The sequence below is a fragment of the Pseudoalteromonas pernae genome (assembly GCF_039831865.1).
GTDB classification, from domain to species: domain Bacteria; phylum Pseudomonadota; class Gammaproteobacteria; order Enterobacterales; family Alteromonadaceae; genus Pseudoalteromonas; species Pseudoalteromonas pernae.
Window position 1 is genome coordinate 24,683 of sequence record NZ_JBDODM010000002.1, and the last position, 21,772, is coordinate 46,454.

Here is a 21,772-nt window from a genome sequence, read left to right on the forward strand (position 1 = left end):
CTCGTCCCGTGTATATCTCGCAATGCGTTGCTCACCTATCCATGGTCATTCAATGAAAAAAGCCCCGCGGTACTGCTATGCGGGGTCTCCAGGGATCAGTTAATCAATCTGTTTCGGCACTCAAGCAATCACTTGCCCGCTAATATAGGTTGCTTGTGCATAGAGCGCGTCATCGAGCACCACAAAATCTGCGTCGTAACCTTGAAGCAAGCGCCCTTTACTACGCTCTAAACCGAGGTATTGCGCGGGATACAAACTTGCCATACGTAAACTTTCAGGCAACGCTACATCAAGCGTATTCACCGTGTTGCGCACCGCTGAAGCCATGTCTAGTACACTGCCTGCTAGCTCACCTGTGCTTGAATTCAAACGATCGCCAGTGCGATAAACTTTACGACCGTCGAAGAAATCAAATTCCGTTGCATCCGTGCCTACAGGTGGCATCGCGTCGGTCACTAACATAATCTTGCCACGTTGCTTAGTGCGAATCGCTAATTTTGCTGAATCAGGGTGAAGATGATGGCCATCCACGATAAGGCCGCACCAACTCGTGTCATGCCACAGTGCAGCACCAACAACGCCCGGCTCACGAGACGTAAATGCTGACATCGCATTAAATAAATGAGTAAAGCCATCCGCACCTGCATCAAGAGCCGCCATCGTTGTCGCGTAGTCTGCATTGGTGTGGCCTAGCGAGACTTTTACCCCCAAAGAAACAAGGCGCTTTATGTCATTGACACTGACATTTTCAGGGGCCAAGGTCACCATTTTCAGCCCTAGGTCGTCACGGCCATAAATGGCAAATTCGTCTTCTGAGATTGGGCGAATAAACTGCTCACTGTGGGTGCCTTTTTTAGGAAAGCTTAAATGTGGGCCTTCAAAATGCACCCCAAGTATACCTGGCGTTTGCTCAGCAATAGCGAGAGCAACGGCGTCTGCCGCGCGGCGCATCACTTCAATGTCATCGGTAATTAACGTTGGCATATTCGCTGTAGAACCGTACTGCCCATGTGCTTGGGCAATTTTTGCTAAACAGGCAACACTTTGCTCAGCATTAAAAAACGCGCCGCCACCGCCATTGACCTGCACGTCGATAAACCCTGGGACCACCAAACCTGACAACTCGGTGATATCTGCGTCTGGAGCGATGTCATTGATGAAATCGAGTTTCCCATTAACCACTTTGAAGTAGCTTTCGTTGACAAAACGTTCGCCATCAAACAGGCGTTGGGCGTGAAATACTGTGCTCATTAATTTGCAACCTTTTGCTGCTCGTTTGCTAATGACTGTTGGGCGAAGTATACCGCACCCAACTCAGGTGGTTGCTTTGGATGTTGCACTTTTTTAGCAACATCGACATCAAGCCATTTCTGAAGAGGCTGGGCAAGCCCACCTATCATCGATAAACGCGGTGGGTTCACTTCTAACAATCGTTTCGCCATCATACTGATGTAATGCGCTCCATCTTTAACAATTGCGTTTGCAACGTGGTCGCCTTTATCTGCTGCGTCAAGTACCATTCTCGCCAGCTTGGCGTAACTGCTTGAAGGCTGACCCGCCATTTGCTCCGCGATACCCATACCTGAATCAGTATTAAAGTGCAGTTTGAATAATGCACTTAATTGCGTGTGTGGCCCAAGACCATCAAGATCAAGCAGTACCGCCTTGAGCGCTTCTAAACCGAGCCAAGCGCCACTGCCTTTATCACCTTGGGCGAAGCCATGACCGCCGTAATTCACGCTTTCACCGTTTACACAAGCAAAACCACATGAGCCCGTGCCGGTGATAATGACTGCGCCATCTTCACCTTCGTGTGCGCCAATACAGGCAGTGTGTAAATCGGTGGTGAGGTACATTTTTTTAAATGGGTGTTGCCATTCACTGATCTGTTCATACAGGGTTGGTAAGTTCACACCCGCCAAGCCCAATCCGGCAACCAAGGTGTGTACCGTTTGTAAGCTCAATCCTGCGTCTCTGAGTGCTTGTTGCGTCGACACCATGATTGACTCAAGTGTGCGTTCTAAACCGTGCAACGGGTTAGCAGGTCCACCTAAGCCGGTTCCTAAAATCCCGCGCTCAGCGCAATATATGGTCGCACGGCATTTGGTTCCACCACCGTCGATACCGATAAAAAGTTGCTTCTGACTTGCACCGTCTACCATTATTGAAGACCCCTAACCCTTTTTGTAGTTGCTTTGCTCCACGCTCTCGCGCTACTTACAACACTTTTTCAACCATGTTGAATTTATGTTACACAATAAATGACAGCGTTGTCATTAACTTTTTTAAAATTTAGCTAGAAAAACATCACCTTTTATCTAACCACTTGAAATAATGAAAAATATAGTTTGCGCGAGACTCTTATAGACTCAGTGCAGAATAGTAGAGTTCTCTTAAAAGATACATCATGAATAAATTATTTCAATGTCAATTTTACCTCAGTACTTGTGTAACAGACAGTTAGGTACTAAATTTAGTTACATTGATTTAAGTAACCAATTTTAGTTACTTTGTGTTTTGTAACCATTTTAACTTACAGAGGTCTAATGAAAGCATCTCAATATGCCGTGATCAGCGGCGATTTAGTTGGCTCTAGCCGCTATGAGTCAACGCAGTATGAATCAATGCTAGGCACACTTGAGCAAGGGCTCTCAACATTGTGTGAACGTTTTGACGGTCAATTCGATATGTTTCGTGGGGATGCCTTTCAATGTATCTTCAAAGCCCAAACGTTCCCGTTGCAAAGTTCCTTATTGCTGCGTTTACTTTTACGTTCTCACGGAATAGACGCACGTATTAGTGAAGCATGGGGGGATGTCAGCCAATTCCGTGGCGATGTTAAAACCGCAACGGGACCAGCATTGATACTCTCAGGTAAAGGCTTGGACGAAATGAAACAGCAGCGATTTAGATTATCACTGTGCGAGCAAACCCTGAGCCCTAGTTTCATGTTGAACGTGCAATTTCTTGATAATATCGTCTCATCGCTAAGCCAAAAGCAGGCACAAGCCCTTTATTTATATTGCTGGCAAGAACACAACGACCACGCCAGCATCGCCCAACAGTTGCAAAGCTCACGAGAAAATGTGACAAAGTTACTCAACGCGGGTCGCTATCATTTAGTAGATGGTTTTATCGCAGTCGCTACGAAGGAGTTCTCTCATGGATGATCAAATCGCCCTACTTTTGGGTCTTTTACTCACCCACTTTATTGCTGACTTTTATCTGCAACCCATGAGCTGGGTGCTAGATAGAAACAGCCGTCACTTCAAATCCACCAAGCTGATGCTGCATACGCTCACACACGCAGCGCTAACAGCAGTGGTTGTAATGTTGTGGGAGTGCTATTTCGGTTTGGGGGAATGGTTGATGGTTATCAGCGCAACGATGGTGATCATGGTAACCCATTGGCTTATTGATGTTGCGAAGTCCTATACGCGCGGTGGTATTGTGCCATTTTTTATCGACCAGATTGCGCATATTGTGGTGATCATCACGGTGTGTTTGTACCTCAATGAGCATGACCCTATCATGCAATGGCTCACTGAGTTGACAAGCTCAAGCGATAGTTATGTGGTCTTACTTGCCTACCTGCTTGTCCTTAATCCCTGCTCTGTAGCAATACGCATGCTATTGGAGCGCTGGCAATTGCCGCAATCATCAAGCAATTCAGCGTTTGGTGCTTTACCCCAAGCGGGTCATAGTATTGGCTTACTGGAGCGCACGCTGATGTTAACCTTTATCCTGATTGATGAGTTAGCGGGAGTCGGCTTTGTGCTCGCGGCCAAATCAGTATTCCGCTTTGGCGATTTAACCAACGCCAAAGAAAAACACCTCACTGAATACGTGATGCTCGGCACCTTACTGAGTGTGGTTTTTACTATGGCAATTGGTTTATTGGCGAGGTTTAGCCTAGCTTAGAACACAAAAAAGCCCGGTCAATCCGGGCTTTTAAAAATCGCTCACCTTCGTTGAGGTTATTTAACACCTAGCTCGCGTAAACGCTCTTGCAGGTAGCTATCTGCAGTATAGCGCTCCGACAACACCACATCAGGGCGTGGATGTAAGAACAACGGTAATGAAATACGTGATTTGGTCGACGCCTTACCCGTTGGGTTAATTACACGGTGAATCGTTGATGGGAAGTAACCACCAGACGCTTCTTGGAGCATGTCGCCAATATTGATGATCAGGTTACCAAAATCACTGGGGACGTTTAACCAACCACCGTCTGTTTTTTGCACTTGCAAACCGGGCTCGTTGGCAGCAGGAAGAACAGTCAATAAATTGATGTCGCCATGCGCAGCAGCACGAATAGCGCCAGGTTCTTCATCACCTGTCATAGGCGGGTAATGCAAAATGCGCAGCAGGGTTTGCTCAGAGTCTTTGATCATATCTTTTAAGTCGATTGAGAACTTAGCTTGAACATCCGCAGGTGCACACTCTTGTACCCAGCTTAGTAGTTCGCTGGCAAACTCATTCGCTAAGCGATAGTACTCACGAATTTCAGCTTCTAATTGCTCAGGGACACGACCTTTCGGGTAGACATGGTAGTATTCTTTGATGTCTTTAACTTTAAAGCCCTTCGCCACTTCACTTACTTCAGGTGGGAAATAACCATCTTGGTTGTCTTTATCAAACAAAAGTTCATGCTTTTGCTCTGAGTTAAAGAATTCCTGCCAATTTTTGTAAATTGACTCCACCAGCGACTGAGGAATTGGGTGGTTAGTTAAAACACCAAAGCCCGTATTGCGAAGAGATTCAACGAATTCTGCAGGAGCAGTTGGCGATTGATAGTCCACTGTTGGTAAGTGCATGGTTAATTCACCTGTTAGTTGTAGCGCTTAAAGCACCTTATGTGCTTAATTTTAGGGCCAGAGCTTAGTCAAAGCCACCCTAGATCCTAAGGACATTTGTCCGTAATGATATAGCACCTCGCGGCTGATTGATCCAAATCAAGCACAAGGGTTGAGGCGTCGACGGACATAAAAAAGCCCAGTTAATACTGGGCTCATTCATTAACGACAAGTTATTAGATTAGTCTTTAACTTGCCAATTCAGTGTTTCACCAGCACAGATTGGGATCACCTTGTCTTCACCTAGTGGATAGCTTGCAGGTACTTCCCACGGCTCACGTACCAAAGTAACGGTATCTGTGTTACGAGCAATACCATAGAAGTCTGGGCCAAAGTGACTTGCGAAGCCTTCTAATTTGTCCAGCGCATTCGCTTGTTCAAATGCTTCTGCATACAATTCCAACGAAGCATGAGCTGTGTATGCGCCCGCACAACCACATGCCGCTTCTTTTTTATCTTTAAGGTGTGGCGCAGAGTCCGTACCCATAAAGAATTTAGGGCTACCGCTAGTCGCAGCTTCAATCAAAGCTTGCTGATGGGTATTACGCTTGAGAATTGGTAAGCAGTAGTAATGTGGACGAATACCACCGGCTAACATGTGATTACGGTTATACAGCAAGTGGTGCGCTGTAATTGTTGCAGCAACGTTGTCCGACGCAGACTTAACAAATTCAACCGCATCCGCAGTTGTAATGTGCTCAAGCACCACTTTCAAATTAGGGAAGTCACTAACCACTTTTTTCAATTTAGTCTCGATGAAGACCTTTTCTCTGTCGAAGATATCGATGCTTGAGTCAGTCACTTCACCGTGAACCAGTAACAGCATGCCTACCTCTTGCATTGCTTCAAGCACTGGATAAATGTTTTCGATGTCTGTTACGCCAGACGCTGAGTTAGTTGTGGCGCCCGCAGGGTACAGCTTAGCGGCGACGATTTTGCCTGTTGCTTTCGCTTTGCGAATTTCATCAGGTGTAGTGTTATCTGTGAGATAAAGCACCATCAGTGGTTCAAAATGAGCTTGAGGGCCCGCAGCCATAATACGATCGCGATACGCAAGCGCGGTATCAGTGCAAGTCGCAGGGGGTACAAGGTTAGGCATAATGATAGCGCGGCCAATATAACGACTCGCGTCACGAACTGTGTCTTTCAACTGTTCGCCATCACGTAAGTGAATGTGCCAATCATCCGGGCGGGTAAGGGTAATACGTTGCTCTGTACTTGTCATTGCTCTTGTCCACTGAAAAATTTGTGTGATCTTAGGGGGGAAGGCTCACAATGTAAAGCGTTGGCGGGCGTAAATCAGCAGGTGGAGCACATTGCCCCACTGTGCTGATAATGTTTTTTACCTAACTGAGCTCTTTGCGCAGCTCTTTAGTAGCGATAACCATGTTATTAAGTGCTTCTTTGGTCTCTTCCCAACCTCGTGTTTTCAAGCCACAGTCCGGGTTCACCCACAGACGTCGCGCCGGAATTTTCTGGGCAGCTTTATGGATTAGCGCTTTCATCCAAGATACGTCTGGAATGTTAGGGGTATGAATGTCATACACACCTGGGCCAATATCGTTCGGGTAATCAAAATGCTCGAACGCTGATAGCAATTCCATGTTTGAGCGCGATGTTTCAATGGTGATCACATCCGCATCCATGTCGGCAATCGCACCAATGATGTCATTGAATTCGCTGTAACACATGTGCGTGTGAATTTGCGTCGCATCTTCTACGCCGCTGGCACTGACTCTAAATGCATACGCCGCCCAATCAAGGTATGCCTGCCATTGACTTTGCTTCAGCGGCATACCCTCTCGAAATGCAGGTTCATCAATCTGAATTACCTTAATACCGGCGTTTTGTAAGTCCACCACTTCGTCACGCAACGCCAAAGCGATTTGATTAGCAATACTCGGCTTATCTAAATCGTCACGTACGAATGACCAAAATAAAATGGTTACAGGACCTGTAAGCATGCCTTTCATATATTTGTCAGTGAGTGACTGTGCATATTGCGTCCAGCGCACCGTCATTGGCTGGGAGCGAGACACATCCCCCCAAATAATAGGTGGCTTAACACAGCGGCTGCCGTAACTTTGCACCCAGCCAAATTGGGTGAACGCAAACCCTTCAAGTAACTCACCAAAGTACTCAACCATATCGTTACGTTCTGCTTCACCGTGCACAAGAACGTCAATATCGAGCGCTTCTTGCTGCTCTACTGCAAACTGTATTTGTTCCTGCATTACTTGTTCGTATTCAGCATTGCTAATACGCCCGGCTTTAAAATCGCGGCGAGTCTGGCGAATGTCCTGAGTTTGCGGGAAGGAGCCAATGGTGGTGGTTGGCAACAGCGGCAGATTCAGAGCTTGTTGCTGTAGGGCAATACGCTGTGCAAATTTACTGTGACGCTTACCATCATTGGCCGTGAGTGATTTAACTCGCGCTTGCACATCGGCATTGTTCACTCGTGTTGATTGAGCACGGTGCTTCACCGCTTTACTGTATTCAACTAGGGCTATGTTGGATTGCTGTGCCAATGCTTCTTTGACTAAACCCAACTCTGCACACTTTTGCGCCGCAAATGCTAACCAACTTTTTAACTCATCATCAAGTTGTTGCTCTTGTTCTAAGTCCACAGGTGAGTGCAATAACGAACACGAAGGTGCCAGCCACAAAGTATCGCCACGCTTCTCATTTAATGCTTGAATGCGCTCATACACTGCTTCCAAGTCTGTACGCCATACGTTGCGCCCGTTAACGATACCTAAAGAGAGTACACGCTCCTGGCCCACTACTTCATCCAAGGCAGATAAGTCAGCATTGTTGCTCACCACATCAAAGTGCACCCCATCCACAGCAAAGGATTGGATGTTTTCTAAGTACTGATTGACCTCATCAAAGTAAGTAGCCAGTAGTAACTTCAGTTGATGTTTTGATAAATGCGTAAAACTTTGGGCAAGTGCTTGCAGGTAATCCTCTGGCAACTCCAAGGTAAGGATTGGCTCGTCAATTTGCACCCACTCAACACCCAATGCTTTTAACTTGTTCAGCACCTGCCCATAAACTGCCAACAAGCTTGGCAACAAAGTGAGCTTATCAAACTCTTCGCCATCACATTTCGCTAGGTACAGATAAGTAACAGGACCCAATAATACTGGCTTAACGTTATGACCTAAGGCTTTTGCCTCTTCAACGTGAGCGAACAACTCACTATAGCCCAATGAGAACTCCTGCCCTGCGTGCAATTCAGGCACGATATAGTGGTAATTAGTATTAAACCATTTGGTCATTTCACTGGCTGCACATGCACAGCCTGAGGGCGCTCTGCCACGGCCAATTCTAAATAGCGTGTCTAGCGGGTTGCTGTTATCACTTTGGTGGCGCTTGGGAATCGCGTTTAGTAATAAAGTGGTTGAAAGCACGTGATCGTACCAAGCGAAATCACCCACAGGTAATAAGTCTACGCCAGCTTGCGCTTGCAAAGCCCAATTTTCTTGGCGAATTGCCGCTGCTCTATTGTGCAGCTCTGCTTGATTAATGTCTCCAGCCCAATATGACTCAACTGCAAACTTTAACTCGCGGCGTTTGCCGATGCGAGGGAATCCTAAATTATGTGTATACGCCATCACTCTTCTCCGATTGGATGTTTAGATGGCCAAACGATATCGGCTGAATGTGATTCAGACAAACGAAGCTTATTCACATTTAATTTGAAATAAATTCAAGGTTGGAATAATGATTGGCTATGCTTAGCCACTGATAGATTAAAATTGAACATGAAAAACAGTAAATTTTATATTTTATTAGCGAGAACATTACAAAAACTATGGATTTTTGGACGTCTAGACTTTAAAGTGTCCAATAGATTTTATTCTAATTACTGAATTAATCGAAATCGTTCACGTTTTTATGAGAATAACTAAAGATGATAGATATAAAACACCTTAAGACCATTGCCACCTTGAAAGAGACTGGCTCTCTCGTAAATACCGCGCGTGAACTGTTTTTAACTCAGTCAGCCCTCTCACACCAAATCAAAGACTTAGAAAACAAGTTAGATTGCCAGCTGTTTGAACGTAAAACTCATCCTGTACGCTTTACGCCGCAAGGGATGTTGTTATTAGAGCTTGCTCATGATGTGCTGCCAAAAGTGGAAGCAACCAAGTGCCGCTTAAAAGAAAGTTTGAACCAGCCAATCTCTGCACTGCGCCTCAGCGTAGAGTGTCATGCCTGTTTTCATTGGTTGCTGCCAACAATTAAGGAGTTCAATAACTTCTGGCCTGATATTCACGTCGACTACGAACGTGGATTCAGCTATGACGCTATTCCTGAACTCTTGGCGGGAGATTTGGATCTCGTACTGACATCAGATATCCGCGACCCGGATAAACTTGAATATGCCCATTTGTTTGATTTTAAACTGAAGTTGATTGTCGCGCCCGACCATCCTTTAGCGAACAAAGCCTATGTCACCGCCTTGGATTTGAAAGATGAGACCATTATTTCTTATCCAATTCCTCGGGAGCGACAAGACATATTCAAGCACTTTATCCAAAACGCGCGCTTTGATGGCACCTTGAAAACAGTTGACCAAGGTTTACTTATTTTTCAGCTAGTGAGTGCGGGTATGGGCGTAGCAGCTCTACCTGATTGGTTAGTCACCCCTTATGAGTCTCAAGGGCTGATTAAATCAATTCCGTTAGGCGCTTTGGGGCTAAACCGACCTATGTATTTAGCGATGAAAAAGGACATGAAAGACAATCCTGTTTATCGCCACTTCCTAAATACTTGTAAGCAAAATAACACCCGTAAATAATCCTATTCGATTGGGCACCCATACACGGTGCCCTTTTTCCTTGCACAAATACTGAAATACTTTGTAATAAAATTTTGTTACCTAGGATTCAGCAACTTACGATTAAACCCCTTATTTTTGTAAATGAAAAGTTAAAATAACATTACAAAAACTTAAGCTTTGCTCTATACCTTAAGAGTGCTCCACGCACACATCAGTCCCGATCAGGAAGTCAGTTTCGGGTTCATATTTCGCCTGATAAAGGAGCGTAATTATGGCCATTGGCGACGAACTATCCAGCATAGACTTTGAGTCTATGATCGGCGGGCCACTTAATGCAGTGGTTCGTGCTCAAGCCCAATCAGCACAGACATCTGTCGATTTTATAAAAGCCGTTGGTTTCGATGCAGATACCAATGAACCGACGATGATCACCTTCAGCTATATGAAGGCTATCGAGCAAAGGAATGAGCAAGGGGAAGTAACCGGCACCGAGCCGAAGAAATTTGACCTTACAGTCCCCATTTTAACTATGCTACCCATTCCATTTATCCGTGTAGAGGAAACCACTATTGCATTTAATGCAAAAATCAACTCAGTGCAGCAATCAACGACCTCCTCATCACATGACTTAAACACTAAGCTGTCTGTGAAAGCTGGATGGGGTCCAGTTTCAGCAAAACTCAGTGCCAGTTATTCGTACAAGAAATCGTCTTCAAGTTCTTCAAAGATTGAGCGAACTTACAGCTTGTCCGTAAACGTACGTGCAGTGCAAGACGAACTTCCCGCCGGGACTGAGAAACTACTCGGGATTCTAGAGAATTCAATCACCGAAGTAGAGTCTCAGGCCAATCCTTAAACGCATTATTACTTATTGAAAATGATTAGGAAGATTGTATGTCTGAATTAAGTGAAGTATTGGGATCCTTGATGATTAGTTTGGTTCATGCCCGCCGTCTTGCTGATGAAGAAACGGCGGCGGTTGCTGAATATTATAAAGATCATCCACTGCTAGAAGGTATGAGTTTACCCCGTGTCAGAGTACCAGAGTTGACGATTGATATGCCTATCACCATCGATAAGCATACGCCCGCGAAAGTAGCAGAGCTCGACAGCGCCCGAACTATCCACACAGCGCTGATGACACAACTCAAGAAATCGCTTGATGATGAAGATATACTCAGTCGCACCAAAACTTTTCAAAGTAATTTCGACAAAGAAGCTAAATTAGCTCTGGAGAATGTGACCGAACGCCAGCGCAGTAGTGACGTTCGGCTCACCAAAGAAAGTATCGTTAGAGCAGTAGACGATGCGTTTCAAAAAGCATTGAAGAAAAGTGGTTCGGATCGAGATATTCCATTTGAGCGTCTAGAGGCCGTAAACCATCAAGTCCGTCATCACGTTTCATCTATCGCGTTGAAATCACAATCTTTACCTCCGGGTATCATTACCAGCGTGGTCAGCTCAAAAGTGAAAGAGTCCGCTACACCGCAAAATGCTATTCGTCTCAATATCACGATACGTGAAGAAGGTTTGGAATGGGCCACCAGCATTGAGCATGGCACGAAAAAATCGAAGTTGATGCCGGAGTAACTATGCAATCGGTGATCAAGGAAACGATTATTGCCCAGCTACTATTGCTGCCTCAGTTGAGTGATAAATACTTAGCTCAGGATCCCAGTTATGTCTTCGATGTAGCCTTGTGGCTCAAGCAAACAGAACTAAAACTTGAACCCATGCGCAGCCCTCTGGTATCAACCTTGGCATCGTTACGTGGGTTGTTGGAAGCCAGTGATGATGGCTATGAAGATGAAAAAATAAACAACTCATCTAGAAGCAAGCGCAAAGGCAAACGCGCTTTGGCTGCATCCTTACTCACTCAAGCAGACACTATATTGAACACAGAGCTCGAACGGATCGACACACGCTTTAGCGCTGCAAATGAGAAATTAGCCCAACTGCTTGCTTTGGTCTTTGCCAAGCAACCCATGCCTATCGTACAAAACATGACGACTGCGTACCTTAATTCAATATGGCAAACGCTAGGAGAGCATCCTGAGACGAAATCTATGTATTTGTATTTGCAAGCAAGCTTGAGCGCCACTGATAGGCGCTACTTGCTGCAACACTTGCTGATCAATATGATTGTGGATCCCGTTGATTAAACCGGGTTATCAATATCTACAAAGGTGACATCAACACCGAAATGTTCCGCGATATGCTCACCCAATGCCTTAGCGCCATAGCGCTCTGTGGCATGATGGCCTGCGGCAAAGAAATCGATGCCCTGCTCGCGCGAGCTATGAATTGTTTGCTCTGACGCTTCGCCAGTCAAATACGCATCCAATCCCTGTTGTGCCGCTAGGTCGATATACCCTTGGCCGCCACCGGTACACAACCCAATGGTTTCAATCACTTCATCGCGCACAAGTGAACTCAGTGGCGCTCGGCCTAATACTGACTCAATGCGTTTTGCAAACTCGCCTCCCGTCACTGGATTTATGAGCTTGCCCCACACAGGCACGCTAACAGCTGATGACTCCATTGCGCCTTGCAATTCAATCCCTAGAAGCTTAGCCAATTGAGCGTTGTTACCTAGCTGTGGATGAATATCAAGTGGTAAATGGTATGCAATAAGATTGATATCAGCATCGAGTAGCGCCTTGATACGACGTTGTTTCATCCCCGTAATGACTTGCGATTCACCTTTCCAAAAATAACCATGGTGGACCACTAGCGCATCGGCGTTTAACTCAACAGCTTTGTCAACGAGCGCCTGACTGGCAGTAACGCCTGTGACTATCTTGCTAATTTGATCTTTGCCTTCAATTTGCAGACCATTTGGACAAAAATCATTGATTTGATTTGGTGCCAACGTTTCGTTTAAAAATGCTAAAAGTTCACTGCGTTTCATCATTACCTCGAGCGCTGAGTTTAACCCTTGTATAGGTGTAAATTGTCCCGTTTGCGCGATAAAAAATAAAGGAAATTAGCTATTTCGCCACAAAAAATTGAAAAACTTGGGACAAATGGGTATAAATATAAACTTGTAATAAAATTAACCTGCGTTAACGACTAGGATCTTTTAATGAGTAAACTAGACAAAACAGAAGTGTTAGCTGCTTTTGAAGCTGCTTATGAAGCGGCGAATGGCAAAAAGCCAGAAATCACAACTAAACCTGGCTGGTACAGCATCGACGGTGGCAAAAATTTGCGCCTAGCTGACGTAGCTGCACTAACTGAAGAGCTCACTTCTGGTAAAACAGAAGCAGTCGCAAAAGCAGAAACGAAGGCACCTGCAAAGGCTCCAGCCAAAGCAAGCAAAAAAACAACAACTAAAAAAGCAGCACCTGCGGCAAAATCTACCGAGAAAAAAGCTGCCTTCACTGTAGTGAGTGAAAACAAAGATGGTTTCACTGCTGAAGAGTTGTGGATTAAAGAGCTTGCAGAGAAAGATCACGATTGTCGCCTACCACGCGGTGTTGTGTAATTCACCTTCTGCTTCTAAAAAAAAGCCGCTATGTAGCGGCTTTTTTTATGTCTAGTGCTCAGGCTATTGTGGCTCTGGTACGCGAACCCAGCCTTCCATTAAGCGTCGAGCGCTGCGGCTCATGCTTACGCTTTGCACATCACATTGACCATCGTTCATATTGACTGATGCGCCCACTTGCAAAGTGCCTGATGGATGACCAAAGGTCAGTGATTCACGAGCCACACCACCTGCAGCTTGATTCACAAGCGTCCCCTCAATAGCAGCAGCAGTGGCAATCGCAACTGCGGCCGTACCCATCATGGCATGGTGCAATTTACCCATCGACAGTGCGCGAATTTGCACATCGATATCGCCTTTATCAATGGCTTTGCCACTTGAGGCAACATAGCTGCTCGCAGGCGCAACCATGGCTATTTTTGGCGTGTGCTGACGAGTTTTTGCTTCTTCAATATCCTTGATAAGTCCCATTTGCACTGCGCCGTATGCACGAATACGCTCAAACCGTGCTAACGCTTGCTCATCATTATTGATATCGTCTTGCAGCTCAGCACCTGAGTAACCCAACTCGCTGGCATTAACGAAGATGGTTGGAATACCCGCATTGATAAAACTTGCTTGTAGGTCCCCTTCGCCAGGTATCGTTAAAGTATCAACTAAATTGCCTGTAGGCAGTACCGCACCATCGCCAACAGGAGCAAGGAAGTCGACTTTAACTTCCGCTGCAGGGAAAGTAACGCCATCGAGTTCAAAGTCACCGAGCTCTTGTACCATGCCATCACGCATGGGCACATGGGCAACGATGGTTTTGTGGATATTAGCCTGCCAAATACGTACTTCAGTGATACCATTTTCACTAATACGTGATGGTTCAACGAGGCCGTTATTGATAGCGAATGCACCCACCGCAGCTGTTAAGTTGCCGCAGTTACCACTCCAATCAATGAACGGCTTATCGATAGCTACTTGCCCGAACAAGTAATCCACATCGTGATCCGATTTGTCGCTTTTGGACAAAATCACAGTTTTACTGGTGCTCGAAGTAGCGCCGCCCATACCATCGGTATGTTTACCATATGGATCAGGGCTGCCAATTACTCGTAGCAGCAATGCATCACGATATTCACCCGGCTGCTGTGCCTGCTCAGGCAAATCATGCAACGCGAAAAATACGCCTTTGCTAGTACCACCGCGCATGTAGGTGGCTGGAATTTTTAATTGCTGTGTCATATAAAACCTCAAAAAAGTGGGCACTTAAGGCCCACTTTTTACTGATTACACTGAACCTTCAAGAAAGTCTTGAGCAAAGCGCTGCAATACACCGCCTGCGCTGTAGATCGACAATTCTTCTTGGGTGTCCAAGCGACACTTTGTCGAAATTGTAAATTGCTCACCATTGGCGCGAGTGATCTCCACCTGCATAAGCGAGCCCGGTGCAGGATCACCAACCACAGTGTACGTCTCACTACCGTCGAGGTTGAACGTCTTGCGGTTTTCACCGGCAATAAATTCTAGTGGCAATACGCCCATACCAATTAGGTTAGTACGGTGAATACGCTCAAAGCCTTCGGCAATAATGACTTCTACGCCCGCTAAACGGACGCCTTTAGCAGCCCAGTCACGGCTTGAACCTTGACCATAATCGGCGCCAGCAACGATACATAACGGCTGTTTACGCTCCATGTAGGTTTCAATCGCTTCCCACATGCGTGTCACTTGCCCTTCTGGCTCGATACGTGCCAATGAGCCTTGCTTCACTTCACCATTGTCATCACGCACCATTTCATTGAACAGTTTCGGGTTCGCAAATGTTGCACGTTGTGCAGTGAGGTGATCGCCACGGTGAGTTGCGTACGAGTTGAAGTCTTCTTCTGGTAGCCCCATTTTCGCAAGATACTCACCTGCGGCGCTGCTTGCTAAAATAGCATTCGAAGGCGATAAGTGATCGGTGGTGATGTTATCACCGAGTACCGCAAGTGGGCGCATGTCCTTCATTGTACGTGGAGCTGCCAAGGCACCTTCCCAGTATGGCGGACGACGAATATAGGTACTCATCTCACGCCAATCGTACAATGGATTGTTCTTCTCACCGTAATCAACGTCTAAGTCGAACATTGGCTCATACACTTGGCGGAAATGTTCTGGCTTCACGCTGTTGGCGATGACTGCATCGATTTCTTCGTCCGTCGGCCACAAGTCTTTCAAGGTAATAGCTTGACCTTGCTCGTCATAGCCAAGCGCGTCTTTTTCGATATCAAAACGAATCGTACCGGCAATTGCGTAAGCCACAACTAAAGGCGGTGACGCTAAAAATGCTTGTTTGGCATACGGGTGAATACGACCATCGAAGTTACGGTTACCAGATAGCACCGCTGTGGCGTATAAGTCACGCTCAATGACTTCTTGTTGGATAACAGGGTCAAGTGCACCACTCATGCCGTTACATGAAGTACAGGCAAAGCCAACTACACCAAAACCAAGTTGCTCTAGTTCAGGCAGCAAATTAGCCTCTTCTAAGTACAGCTTCACCGCTTTTGAGCCCGGCGCCAGAGAGGTTTTCACCCAAGGTTTACGCACTAAACCTAATTTATTGGCGTTGCGTGCAAGTAAACCGGCCGCAATCACATTGCGTGGGTTAGACGTATTGGTACAACTGGTGATCGCTGCGATGATCACCGCACCATCAGGCATTTTGCCTTCTTCTTGCTCAATCGGTTTGGCGATACCACGCGCTTGTAAATCAGCCGTCGCTAAACGTGCGTGTGGATTAGATGGGCCAGCGAGGTTACGGCCCACAGCAGACAAATCAAACGTCAATACGCGCTCGTACTGTGCACCTGTCATTGCATCGGCCCACAACCCTGTTTCTTTGGCGTATTGTTCAACCAACTTCACTTGCTCATCGTCACGACCGGTAAGCGTTAGATAATCAATCGTTTGCTTATCAATGTAGAACATCGCCGCAGTCGCGCCGTATTCTGGTGTCATGTTCGAAATAGTGGCACGGTCGCCCAGTGTTAAGTGCGAGGCGCCTTCACCGAAGAACTCAAGGTAACTTGAGACTACTCGCTCTTTGCGCAAGAACTCTGTTAGCGCAAGAACGATATCTGTAGCGGTAATGCCAGGTTGCGGCTTACCAGTTAACTCCACACCAATGATATCAGGCAGACGCATATAAGAAGCACGACCTAGCATTACGCTTTCAGCTTCCAAACCACCCACACCCACAGCGATTACACCCAGTGCGTCAACGTGCGGTGTGTGCGAATCTGTACCTACAAGCGTATCTGGGAAAGCCACACCATCGCGCACTTGGATAACCGGCGACATTTTCTCCAAGTTGATTTGGTGCATGATGCCGTTACCCGGCGGGATCACATCAACGTTTTTAAACGCTGTTTTCGTCCAGTTAATAAAGTGGAAACGGTCTTCGTTACGACGGTCTTCAATTGCACGGTTCTTTTCAAAGGCATCAGGGTCAAAGCCCGGCGCTTCAACAGCCAATGAATGGTCCACAATAAGTTGCGTTGGTACCACTGGATTTACTTTTGCTGGATCGCCGCCTTTTGCTGCGATTGCATCACGCAAGCCCGCTAAGTCCACCAGCGCTGTTTGTCCAAGAATATCGTGGCACACAACGCGTGCAGGGAACCAAGGAAAATCATGCTCACGCTTACGATAAATAAGTTGCTCTAAGCTTTGCGTAAGAGTCTGTGGTGAACAACGACGAACAAGGTTCTCTGCGAGTACTTTTGAAGTATATGGAAGGCCGTCATAGGCACCTGGCTCGATTGCATCAACTGCCGCGCGAGTATCGTAATAAACCAACTCAGAACCCGGCAGCGTTTTACGGTATTGGGTATTCATAATCTTCTCTACATTGCGATTGAGTATGGTGCGGTAAAGACTACACCGCACCTAAAGGCAAGATGGCTAAACGCGATTAGCGCGCGCTTAGCTCTGGCACTGGACGTGCTTCTGGGCCAATGTAACCCGCACTTGGACGGATAATACGGTTATTAGCACGTTGCTCTTTCACGTGCGCAGTCCAACCTGTAACACGGCTCATTACAAAGATAGGTGTAAACAGTTTGGTTGGAATACCCATGAAGTGATAAGCCGATGCATGGAAGAAATCAGCGTTACAGAATAATTTCTTCTCACGCCACATTACTTCTTCACAGCGCACAGACACTGGGTACAGCACGTCATCGCCTACTTCTTGTGCCAGACGCTCTGACCACTTCTTGATGATCACGTTACGCGGGTCACTTTCACGGTAGATTGCATGACCAAAGCCCATGATCTTCTCTTTGCGCTCTAGCATACCCATCAATGCTTGCTCTGCTTCATCAGCATTTGTAAAGCGTTCAATCAGCTCCATTGCAGCTTCGTTTGCACCACCATGCAGTGGGCCACGCAACGAACCGATTGCGCCAGTTACACATGAATGAATGTCTGAAAGCGTTGATGCACAAACACGAGCAGTGAACGTTGACGCATTGAATTCGTGCTCAGCATAAAGGATAAGCGACACATTCATTACATCAGCAAAGAGCTGCGATGGTGCTTTATCGTGTAAAAGGTGCAGGAAGTGCGCGCCAACAGAATCATCGTCTGTTTCAACGTCAATACGTACACCATCATGGCTAAAGCGGTACCAGTAACAAATGATGCTTGGGAAAACGGCAACCATGCGGTCAATCGCGTTGTTCGCTTGGTCAAAGTCGGTTTCCATTTCTAAGTTGCCCAGCATTGAACAACCCGTACGCATTACATCCATTGGGTGCGCGTCTTTCGGAATTGCTTCAAGTACTGTTTTCAACGCTTCTGGCAAACCACGTAGTGACTTCAATTTAGCTTTGTACTCAGCCAGCTCACCCGCATTAGGTAATTCACCGCGAGAAAGCAAAAATGCTACTTCCTCGAATTGAACTTTATCAGCTAACTCACTGATGTCGTAACCACAATATGTAAGGCCTGAGCCTGTTTTACCTACTGTACAAAGTGCTGTTTGACCTGCTTCTTGTCCGCGCAAACCTGCGCCGCCGAGTGCTTTATCTACCATTGTTATTCTCCTGAATTTTGTCCTGTTGAAACTCGTTTACTTGTTTTTGCCTTGAGCAAAAAGTGAGTCGAGCTTTTGTTCGTATTCGTGATAGCCAAGATAATCGTATAGCTCCATACGAGTTTGCATGGTGTCTATGACGGCTTTTTGATCGCCATTTTCTAAAATTGACTTATAAACATTTTCTGCCGCTTTGTTCATCGCTCTGAAAGCTGAAAGTGGGTAAAGCACCATGTCTACACCCCATTCGCCTAACTCTTTGGCATTCCACAGTTCGGTTTTACCGAACTCAGTGATGTTGGCAAGAATCGGCACATCTAGCGCGTTCGCAAATGCGCGGTAATGCTCTTCGGTTTGCACTGCTTCTGCGAAAATACCATCGGCTCCCGCTGCAACGTAGGCTTTTGCACGCTCAATCGCTGCTTCTAATCCTTCTTGAGCAAACGAATCGGTACGTGCCATGATGAAGAAGTTTTCGTCAGTGCGGGCGTCAACGGCCGCTTTAATTCGGTCGACCATCTCATCAACAGAGACGATTTCTTTGTTAGGACGGTGACCACAACGCTTTTGCGCTACTTGGTCTTCAATATGCACTGCGGCAGCGCCGGCTTTTTCCATGTCACGCACAGTTTTAGCGATGTTGAATGCGCCACCCCAACCCGTGTCGATGTCGACCATAAGAGGCAAATCACACGCTGAGGTAATACGTTGTACATCAGCAATCACATCGTTTAACGATGTCATACCTAAATCTGGTAATCCGTATGATGCATTCGCCACACCACCACCTGAGAGGTAAATTGCTTGGTGACCTAATTGTTTCGCCATCATTGCACAGTAGGCATTAATAGTGCCGACGATTTGTAACGGTTGATTCGCCTTTAGGGCGTCTCTAAATTTCTTTCCTGCGGACATGGTTAACTCCTGCTTTGAACGGTTGCGGTTATTGCGCCGCGTTAAATTTGTTTTCTATATTATTCATTGAGTAGCTGATGTGGCGCTTCATGAGCATCTCCGCCAGCTCACCATCGCGATTAGCAATGGCATTGATAATAGCTAAGTGCTCGTCGAATGCTTTGGAAACGCGCGGACCTGTCATACCCATTTGCACTCGGTACATACGCACCAGCTGGTATAAGTCATGGTAGAGCAAACTAAATAAATGCTCGTTTTTAGAGCCTTTAATGATGCGATAGTGAAAATCTAAATCACCTGCTTCTTGGTAATAAGACTCGCCCTCTTTCACTCGTTGCTCATTGAGATGCTTGTTTAACAAGCCCTTGATGTCGGCAATCTCTTCATCCGTCATATTCTGTGCCGCTAAACGGCACGCCAGTCCTTCAAGAGCAGCTCGCACTTGATAGACTTCGATTAGACGCTCAGGCGTCAAGGCTACAACACGACAACCCACGTTTGCTTTGCGCTCAACAAGGTTGCACGCTTCCAATCGATTTAAGGCATCACGCAAGGTTGCGCGCGACACAGAGAAGCGCTTAGCTAATTCGGGTTCAGATATTTTGGACCCTTGAGCGATGCCTCCTTCCACAATTGCACGGCGTAAATCAACAAAGACTTGATCCGCCGCTGTGGTTACTTGCTCAATGGGTTGTGCTGATTGATGAGTCACGCCTTTCTCAAATTGTCGACAATCTTGGCATGTACTATGGGAGAGATAGGGAGAGTTGTCAACATGGCCAACGCTATATTGTCGACATAACCCGTGTTTATAGTGGTTAAAATACAGCCAAAAGTTGATTTTTATTAAAATATGTCGACACTTTAAAAACGATCGGCATTCATACCCTTGATGCGATACACTATAGCCAGAATTTTTGCTCGTCATTGTCCATATCTATGAACATCAACACATTTATACCAGATGCCTTTATCGAAGACGTTAAAAGCTACATTCCTGATCATCTCAAAATTGAAGACTTTATTACCACATGCCAAACACCCCTAAAACGTGCTGTGCGTGTAAACACGCTAAAAATGTCGACCAAAGAGTTTGAACAAGAATGCGCGCAACGGAACTGGGAGATCACCCCAGTGCCATGGTGCCAACAGGGCTATTGGTTAGAACGCCCAGAGCAGGAAGAAGCAGCCCTGCCATTAGGGAAAACCGACTTACACCTCAGTGGTTGTATTTATGTGCAAGAAGCCAGTTCAATGTTGCCACCGATGGCACTCAAAGACGCCCTAACGCATGCAAACACAGTTCTAGATATGGCTGCCGCACCCGGTAGTAAAACGTCACAACTCGTGGCGATGCTCAATAATGACGGTTTTTTGATTGCCAATGAGTTTTCATCTTCGCGCTTAAAGGCACTCAGTGCGACATTAAAACGGGTCGGAGCTTACAATGTCGGGCTCACGCACTTTGACGGCGCTGTGTTTGGCGACTACATGCCAGAAATGTTTGATGCCATCTTGCTTGACGCTCCTTGCTCAGGCGAAGGCACCGTTCGCAAAGATGCCGATGCACTAAAAAATTGGTCGTTACAATCAAATATCGACATCAGTGACGTACAAAAATCGCTGATAAAAAGCGCTTTTCACGCCCTTAAAGTAGGCGGCACACTGGTTTACTCTACCTGTACATTAACGCCTGTTGAAAACCAAGCGGTGTGTCAATATCTGCTCGAAGAGTTTGCTGGGCTTATTGAAGTACAGACGTTATCAGATTTATTCACCGGTGCCGATAAAGCGACCACCGATGAAGGCTACTTGCATATTTGGCCACAAATTTTCGACAGCGAAGGCTTTTTTATCGCAAAATTCATTAAAACGGGCGCTAAAGCCGTTAGCGAACCAAAAACGAAAAAAGGTGCCTTCCCTTTCGCTCAGATGCCACCGAAGCAAACACAACAATTGTTACAAGAGATCAAAAAGCAATTTGCTATAAAGTCGCTACCTGGAGAAATCTATCTTCGTGATAAAGAAGTGTGGTTATTTCCAACAGTGGAAAATGAACAACTTCTGCATGCGGTGAAGTTCTCACGTATTGGCATTCTTATAGGCACCACACACAAAAATGGTGTGCGTTTAGAACATGAATTCGCAACCTGTTTGGGACATTTGGCAACTAAAAATACTCATAATTTAGATGCGCAACAAGCGGCGGATTATTTCAACGGTAAAGATATCCGTTTACCACAGCCAACCACTGCTAGCGGTGAAGTGATCATGTGTTTGAATGGTGCGCCTGTGGGTTTAGGCAAGTGGCAAAAAAATAAAATCAAGAACTCTCTAGCACGTGATCTAGTCTTAGATGGGAAGTTAATAACTTGGGAATAACTTGGGGAAGACCGAGGGATAAAAATTTCATTTATTTTTACAAACCTTTACAAAACATTCCTAACAATCTGATTTTTATAATAATTAATTACTAGTGTTTTATTTCACTTTTTGCTGTGTGTTAACTACAATTAAAAAGACTTTCGCTTCTCCCGTATGAATGTGAATAGTTTTTTTAGTTAGCGCACGGCTCATCATGAGCCATTCCCCTATGCCCAGGACAATGCGGATTCGTCCTGGGCGTTTTTTATTCTACTGCTCGACAACGCCTCGAT

Annotated in this window: 19 protein-coding genes; 8 read left to right on the top strand and 11 right to left on the bottom strand. The window is 46.0% G+C overall.

Annotated features, from left to right (window positions below):
* Positions 1 to 120: 120 nt before the first annotated feature.
* Positions 121 to 1,251: an N-acetylglucosamine-6-phosphate deacetylase gene (gene nagA / locus V1358_RS04200; protein WP_347392715.1), complete on the bottom strand. Its 1,131-nt coding sequence runs from the start codon at positions 1,249 to 1,251 to the stop codon at positions 121 to 123.
* Entirely contained in the window at positions 1,251 to 2,162 is a 912-nt protein-coding gene (gene nagK / locus V1358_RS04205) for an N-acetylglucosamine kinase (protein WP_347390739.1), read from the bottom strand. Before nagK ends, nagA begins: the two co-directional genes overlap by 1 nt.
* A gap of 384 nt (positions 2,163 to 2,546) precedes the next feature.
* Between nagK and V1358_RS04210 the strand changes: the two genes are divergently transcribed.
* Both V1358_RS04210 and V1358_RS04215 read left to right on the top strand, forming a co-directional pair.
* Complete coding sequence (locus tag V1358_RS04210; RefSeq protein WP_347392716.1) at positions 2,547 to 3,170, top strand: hypothetical protein; 624 nt, start codon at positions 2,547 to 2,549, stop codon at positions 3,168 to 3,170.
* Entirely contained in the window at positions 3,163 to 3,921 is a 759-nt protein-coding gene (locus tag V1358_RS04215) for a DUF3307 domain-containing protein (protein WP_347392717.1), read from the top strand. Before V1358_RS04210 ends, V1358_RS04215 begins: the two co-directional genes overlap by 8 nt.
* A gap of 56 nt (positions 3,922 to 3,977) precedes the next feature.
* Here V1358_RS04215 and V1358_RS04220 read toward each other — a convergent pair whose 3' ends face one another.
* The 3 genes from V1358_RS04220 to metE form a co-directional block, all read right to left on the bottom strand.
* Positions 3,978 to 4,817, bottom strand: coding sequence for an isopenicillin N synthase family dioxygenase (locus tag V1358_RS04220; RefSeq protein ID WP_347392718.1), 840 nt, complete (start codon positions 4,815 to 4,817; stop codon positions 3,978 to 3,980).
* A gap of 220 nt (positions 4,818 to 5,037) precedes the next feature.
* The gene (pyrC, locus tag V1358_RS04225; RefSeq protein ID WP_347390743.1) at positions 5,038 to 6,081 is read right to left on the bottom strand and encodes a dihydroorotase; all 1,044 of its coding nucleotides are present in this window, start codon (positions 6,079 to 6,081) and stop codon (positions 5,038 to 5,040) included.
* Positions 6,082 to 6,202: 121 nt separating this feature from the next.
* Positions 6,203 to 8,473 carry a 5-methyltetrahydropteroyltriglutamate--homocysteine S-methyltransferase gene (gene metE / locus V1358_RS04230; protein WP_347392719.1) on the bottom strand — a complete coding sequence of 757 codons (2,271 nt, stop codon included), beginning with the start codon at positions 8,471 to 8,473 and terminating at the stop codon, positions 6,203 to 6,205.
* 299 nt (positions 8,474 to 8,772) lie between these two features.
* Here metE and V1358_RS04235 point away from each other — a divergent pair, with 299 nt between their 5' ends.
* The 4 genes from V1358_RS04235 (at position 8,773) to V1358_RS04250 (ending at position 11,807) form a co-directional block, all read left to right on the top strand.
* Entirely contained in the window at positions 8,773 to 9,663 is an 891-nt protein-coding gene (locus V1358_RS04235) for a LysR family transcriptional regulator (protein WP_347390745.1), read from the top strand.
* Between the two features lie 253 nt (positions 9,664 to 9,916).
* Complete coding sequence (locus V1358_RS04240) at positions 9,917 to 10,501, top strand: DUF2589 domain-containing protein (RefSeq protein WP_347390746.1); 585 nt, start codon at positions 9,917 to 9,919, stop codon at positions 10,499 to 10,501.
* 71 nt (positions 10,502 to 10,572) lie between these two features.
* Positions 10,573 to 11,235: a hypothetical protein gene (locus V1358_RS04245; RefSeq protein ID WP_347392720.1), complete on the top strand. Its 663-nt coding sequence runs from the start codon at positions 10,573 to 10,575 to the stop codon at positions 11,233 to 11,235.
* Positions 11,236 to 11,237: 2 nt separating this feature from the next.
* The gene (locus tag V1358_RS04250; RefSeq protein ID WP_347390748.1) at positions 11,238 to 11,807 is read left to right on the top strand and encodes a hypothetical protein; all 570 of its coding nucleotides are present in this window, start codon (positions 11,238 to 11,240) and stop codon (positions 11,805 to 11,807) included.
* Here the strand turns inward: V1358_RS04250 and V1358_RS04255 are convergent.
* Positions 11,804 to 12,556, bottom strand: a complete 753-nt coding sequence (locus V1358_RS04255) for a Nif3-like dinuclear metal center hexameric protein (RefSeq protein WP_347393160.1) — start codon at positions 12,554 to 12,556, stop codon at positions 11,804 to 11,806. The genes V1358_RS04250 and V1358_RS04255 overlap by 4 nt on opposite strands.
* A gap of 174 nt (positions 12,557 to 12,730) precedes the next feature.
* On the opposite strand from V1358_RS04255, the gene V1358_RS04260 reads away from it, so the two are divergent.
* Positions 12,731 to 13,132, top strand: coding sequence for a hypothetical protein (locus V1358_RS04260; RefSeq protein ID WP_347390749.1), 402 nt, complete (start codon positions 12,731 to 12,733; stop codon positions 13,130 to 13,132).
* A gap of 63 nt (positions 13,133 to 13,195) precedes the next feature.
* On the opposite strand, the gene prpF is transcribed toward V1358_RS04260, so the two are convergent.
* From prpF to V1358_RS04285, 5 genes are all read right to left on the bottom strand, one after another.
* Positions 13,196 to 14,362, bottom strand: a complete 1,167-nt coding sequence (gene prpF, locus V1358_RS04265) for a 2-methylaconitate cis-trans isomerase PrpF (RefSeq protein ID WP_347392721.1) — start codon at positions 14,360 to 14,362, stop codon at positions 13,196 to 13,198.
* A 45-nt stretch (positions 14,363 to 14,407) separates the two neighbouring features.
* Positions 14,408 to 16,999: a Fe/S-dependent 2-methylisocitrate dehydratase AcnD gene (gene acnD / locus V1358_RS04270; RefSeq protein ID WP_347392722.1), complete on the bottom strand. Its 2,592-nt coding sequence runs from the start codon at positions 16,997 to 16,999 to the stop codon at positions 14,408 to 14,410.
* Positions 17,000 to 17,075: 76 nt separating this feature from the next.
* Complete coding sequence (prpC, locus tag V1358_RS04275; protein WP_347390752.1) at positions 17,076 to 18,200, bottom strand: bifunctional 2-methylcitrate synthase/citrate synthase; 1,125 nt, start codon at positions 18,198 to 18,200, stop codon at positions 17,076 to 17,078.
* A 36-nt stretch (positions 18,201 to 18,236) separates the two neighbouring features.
* Positions 18,237 to 19,115: a methylisocitrate lyase gene (prpB, locus tag V1358_RS04280; protein WP_347392723.1), complete on the bottom strand. Its 879-nt coding sequence runs from the start codon at positions 19,113 to 19,115 to the stop codon at positions 18,237 to 18,239.
* Positions 19,116 to 19,143: 28 nt separating this feature from the next.
* Positions 19,144 to 19,827 (bottom strand): GntR family transcriptional regulator, encoded by a 684-nt coding sequence (locus tag V1358_RS04285; RefSeq protein WP_347390754.1) that lies wholly within the window; start codon positions 19,825 to 19,827, stop codon positions 19,144 to 19,146.
* A 227-nt stretch (positions 19,828 to 20,054) separates the two neighbouring features.
* On the opposite strand from V1358_RS04285, the gene rsmF reads away from it, so the two are divergent.
* Complete coding sequence (gene rsmF, locus V1358_RS04290; RefSeq protein ID WP_347392724.1) at positions 20,055 to 21,497, top strand: 16S rRNA (cytosine(1407)-C(5))-methyltransferase RsmF; 1,443 nt, start codon at positions 20,055 to 20,057, stop codon at positions 21,495 to 21,497.
* Positions 21,498 to 21,772 lie beyond the last annotated feature (275 nt).

Coding starts and splice junctions, on each gene's coding strand:
- nagA (WP_347392715.1), bottom strand. CDS start 1,251: ATGAGCACAGTATTTCACGCCCAACGCCTGTTTGATGGCGAACGTTTT.
- nagK (WP_347390739.1), bottom strand. CDS start 2,162: ATGGTAGACGGTGCAAGTCAGAAGCAACTTTTTATCGGTATCGACGGT.
- V1358_RS04210 (WP_347392716.1), top strand. CDS start 2,547: ATGAAAGCATCTCAATATGCCGTGATCAGCGGCGATTTAGTTGGCTCT.
- V1358_RS04215 (WP_347392717.1), top strand. CDS start 3,163: ATGGATGATCAAATCGCCCTACTTTTGGGTCTTTTACTCACCCACTTT.
- V1358_RS04220 (WP_347392718.1), bottom strand. CDS start 4,817: ATGCACTTACCAACAGTGGACTATCAATCGCCAACTGCTCCTGCAGAA.
- pyrC (WP_347390743.1), bottom strand. CDS start 6,081: ATGACAAGTACAGAGCAACGTATTACCCTTACCCGCCCGGATGATTGG.
- metE (WP_347392719.1), bottom strand. CDS start 8,473: ATGGCGTATACACATAATTTAGGATTCCCTCGCATCGGCAAACGCCGC.
- V1358_RS04235 (WP_347390745.1), top strand. CDS start 8,773: ATGATAGATATAAAACACCTTAAGACCATTGCCACCTTGAAAGAGACT.
- V1358_RS04240 (WP_347390746.1), top strand. CDS start 9,917: ATGGCCATTGGCGACGAACTATCCAGCATAGACTTTGAGTCTATGATC.
- V1358_RS04245 (WP_347392720.1), top strand. CDS start 10,573: ATGATTAGTTTGGTTCATGCCCGCCGTCTTGCTGATGAAGAAACGGCG.
- V1358_RS04250 (WP_347390748.1), top strand. CDS start 11,238: ATGCAATCGGTGATCAAGGAAACGATTATTGCCCAGCTACTATTGCTG.
- V1358_RS04255 (WP_347393160.1), bottom strand. CDS start 12,556: ATGAAACGCAGTGAACTTTTAGCATTTTTAAACGAAACGTTGGCACCA.
- V1358_RS04260 (WP_347390749.1), top strand. CDS start 12,731: ATGAGTAAACTAGACAAAACAGAAGTGTTAGCTGCTTTTGAAGCTGCT.
- prpF (WP_347392721.1), bottom strand. CDS start 14,362: ATGACACAGCAATTAAAAATTCCAGCCACCTACATGCGCGGTGGTACT.
- acnD (WP_347392722.1), bottom strand. CDS start 16,999: ATGAATACCCAATACCGTAAAACGCTGCCGGGTTCTGAGTTGGTTTAT.
- prpC (WP_347390752.1), bottom strand. CDS start 18,200: ATGGTAGATAAAGCACTCGGCGGCGCAGGTTTGCGCGGACAAGAAGCA.
- prpB (WP_347392723.1), bottom strand. CDS start 19,115: ATGTCCGCAGGAAAGAAATTTAGAGACGCCCTAAAGGCGAATCAACCG.
- rsmF (WP_347392724.1), top strand. CDS start 20,055: ATGAACATCAACACATTTATACCAGATGCCTTTATCGAAGACGTTAAA.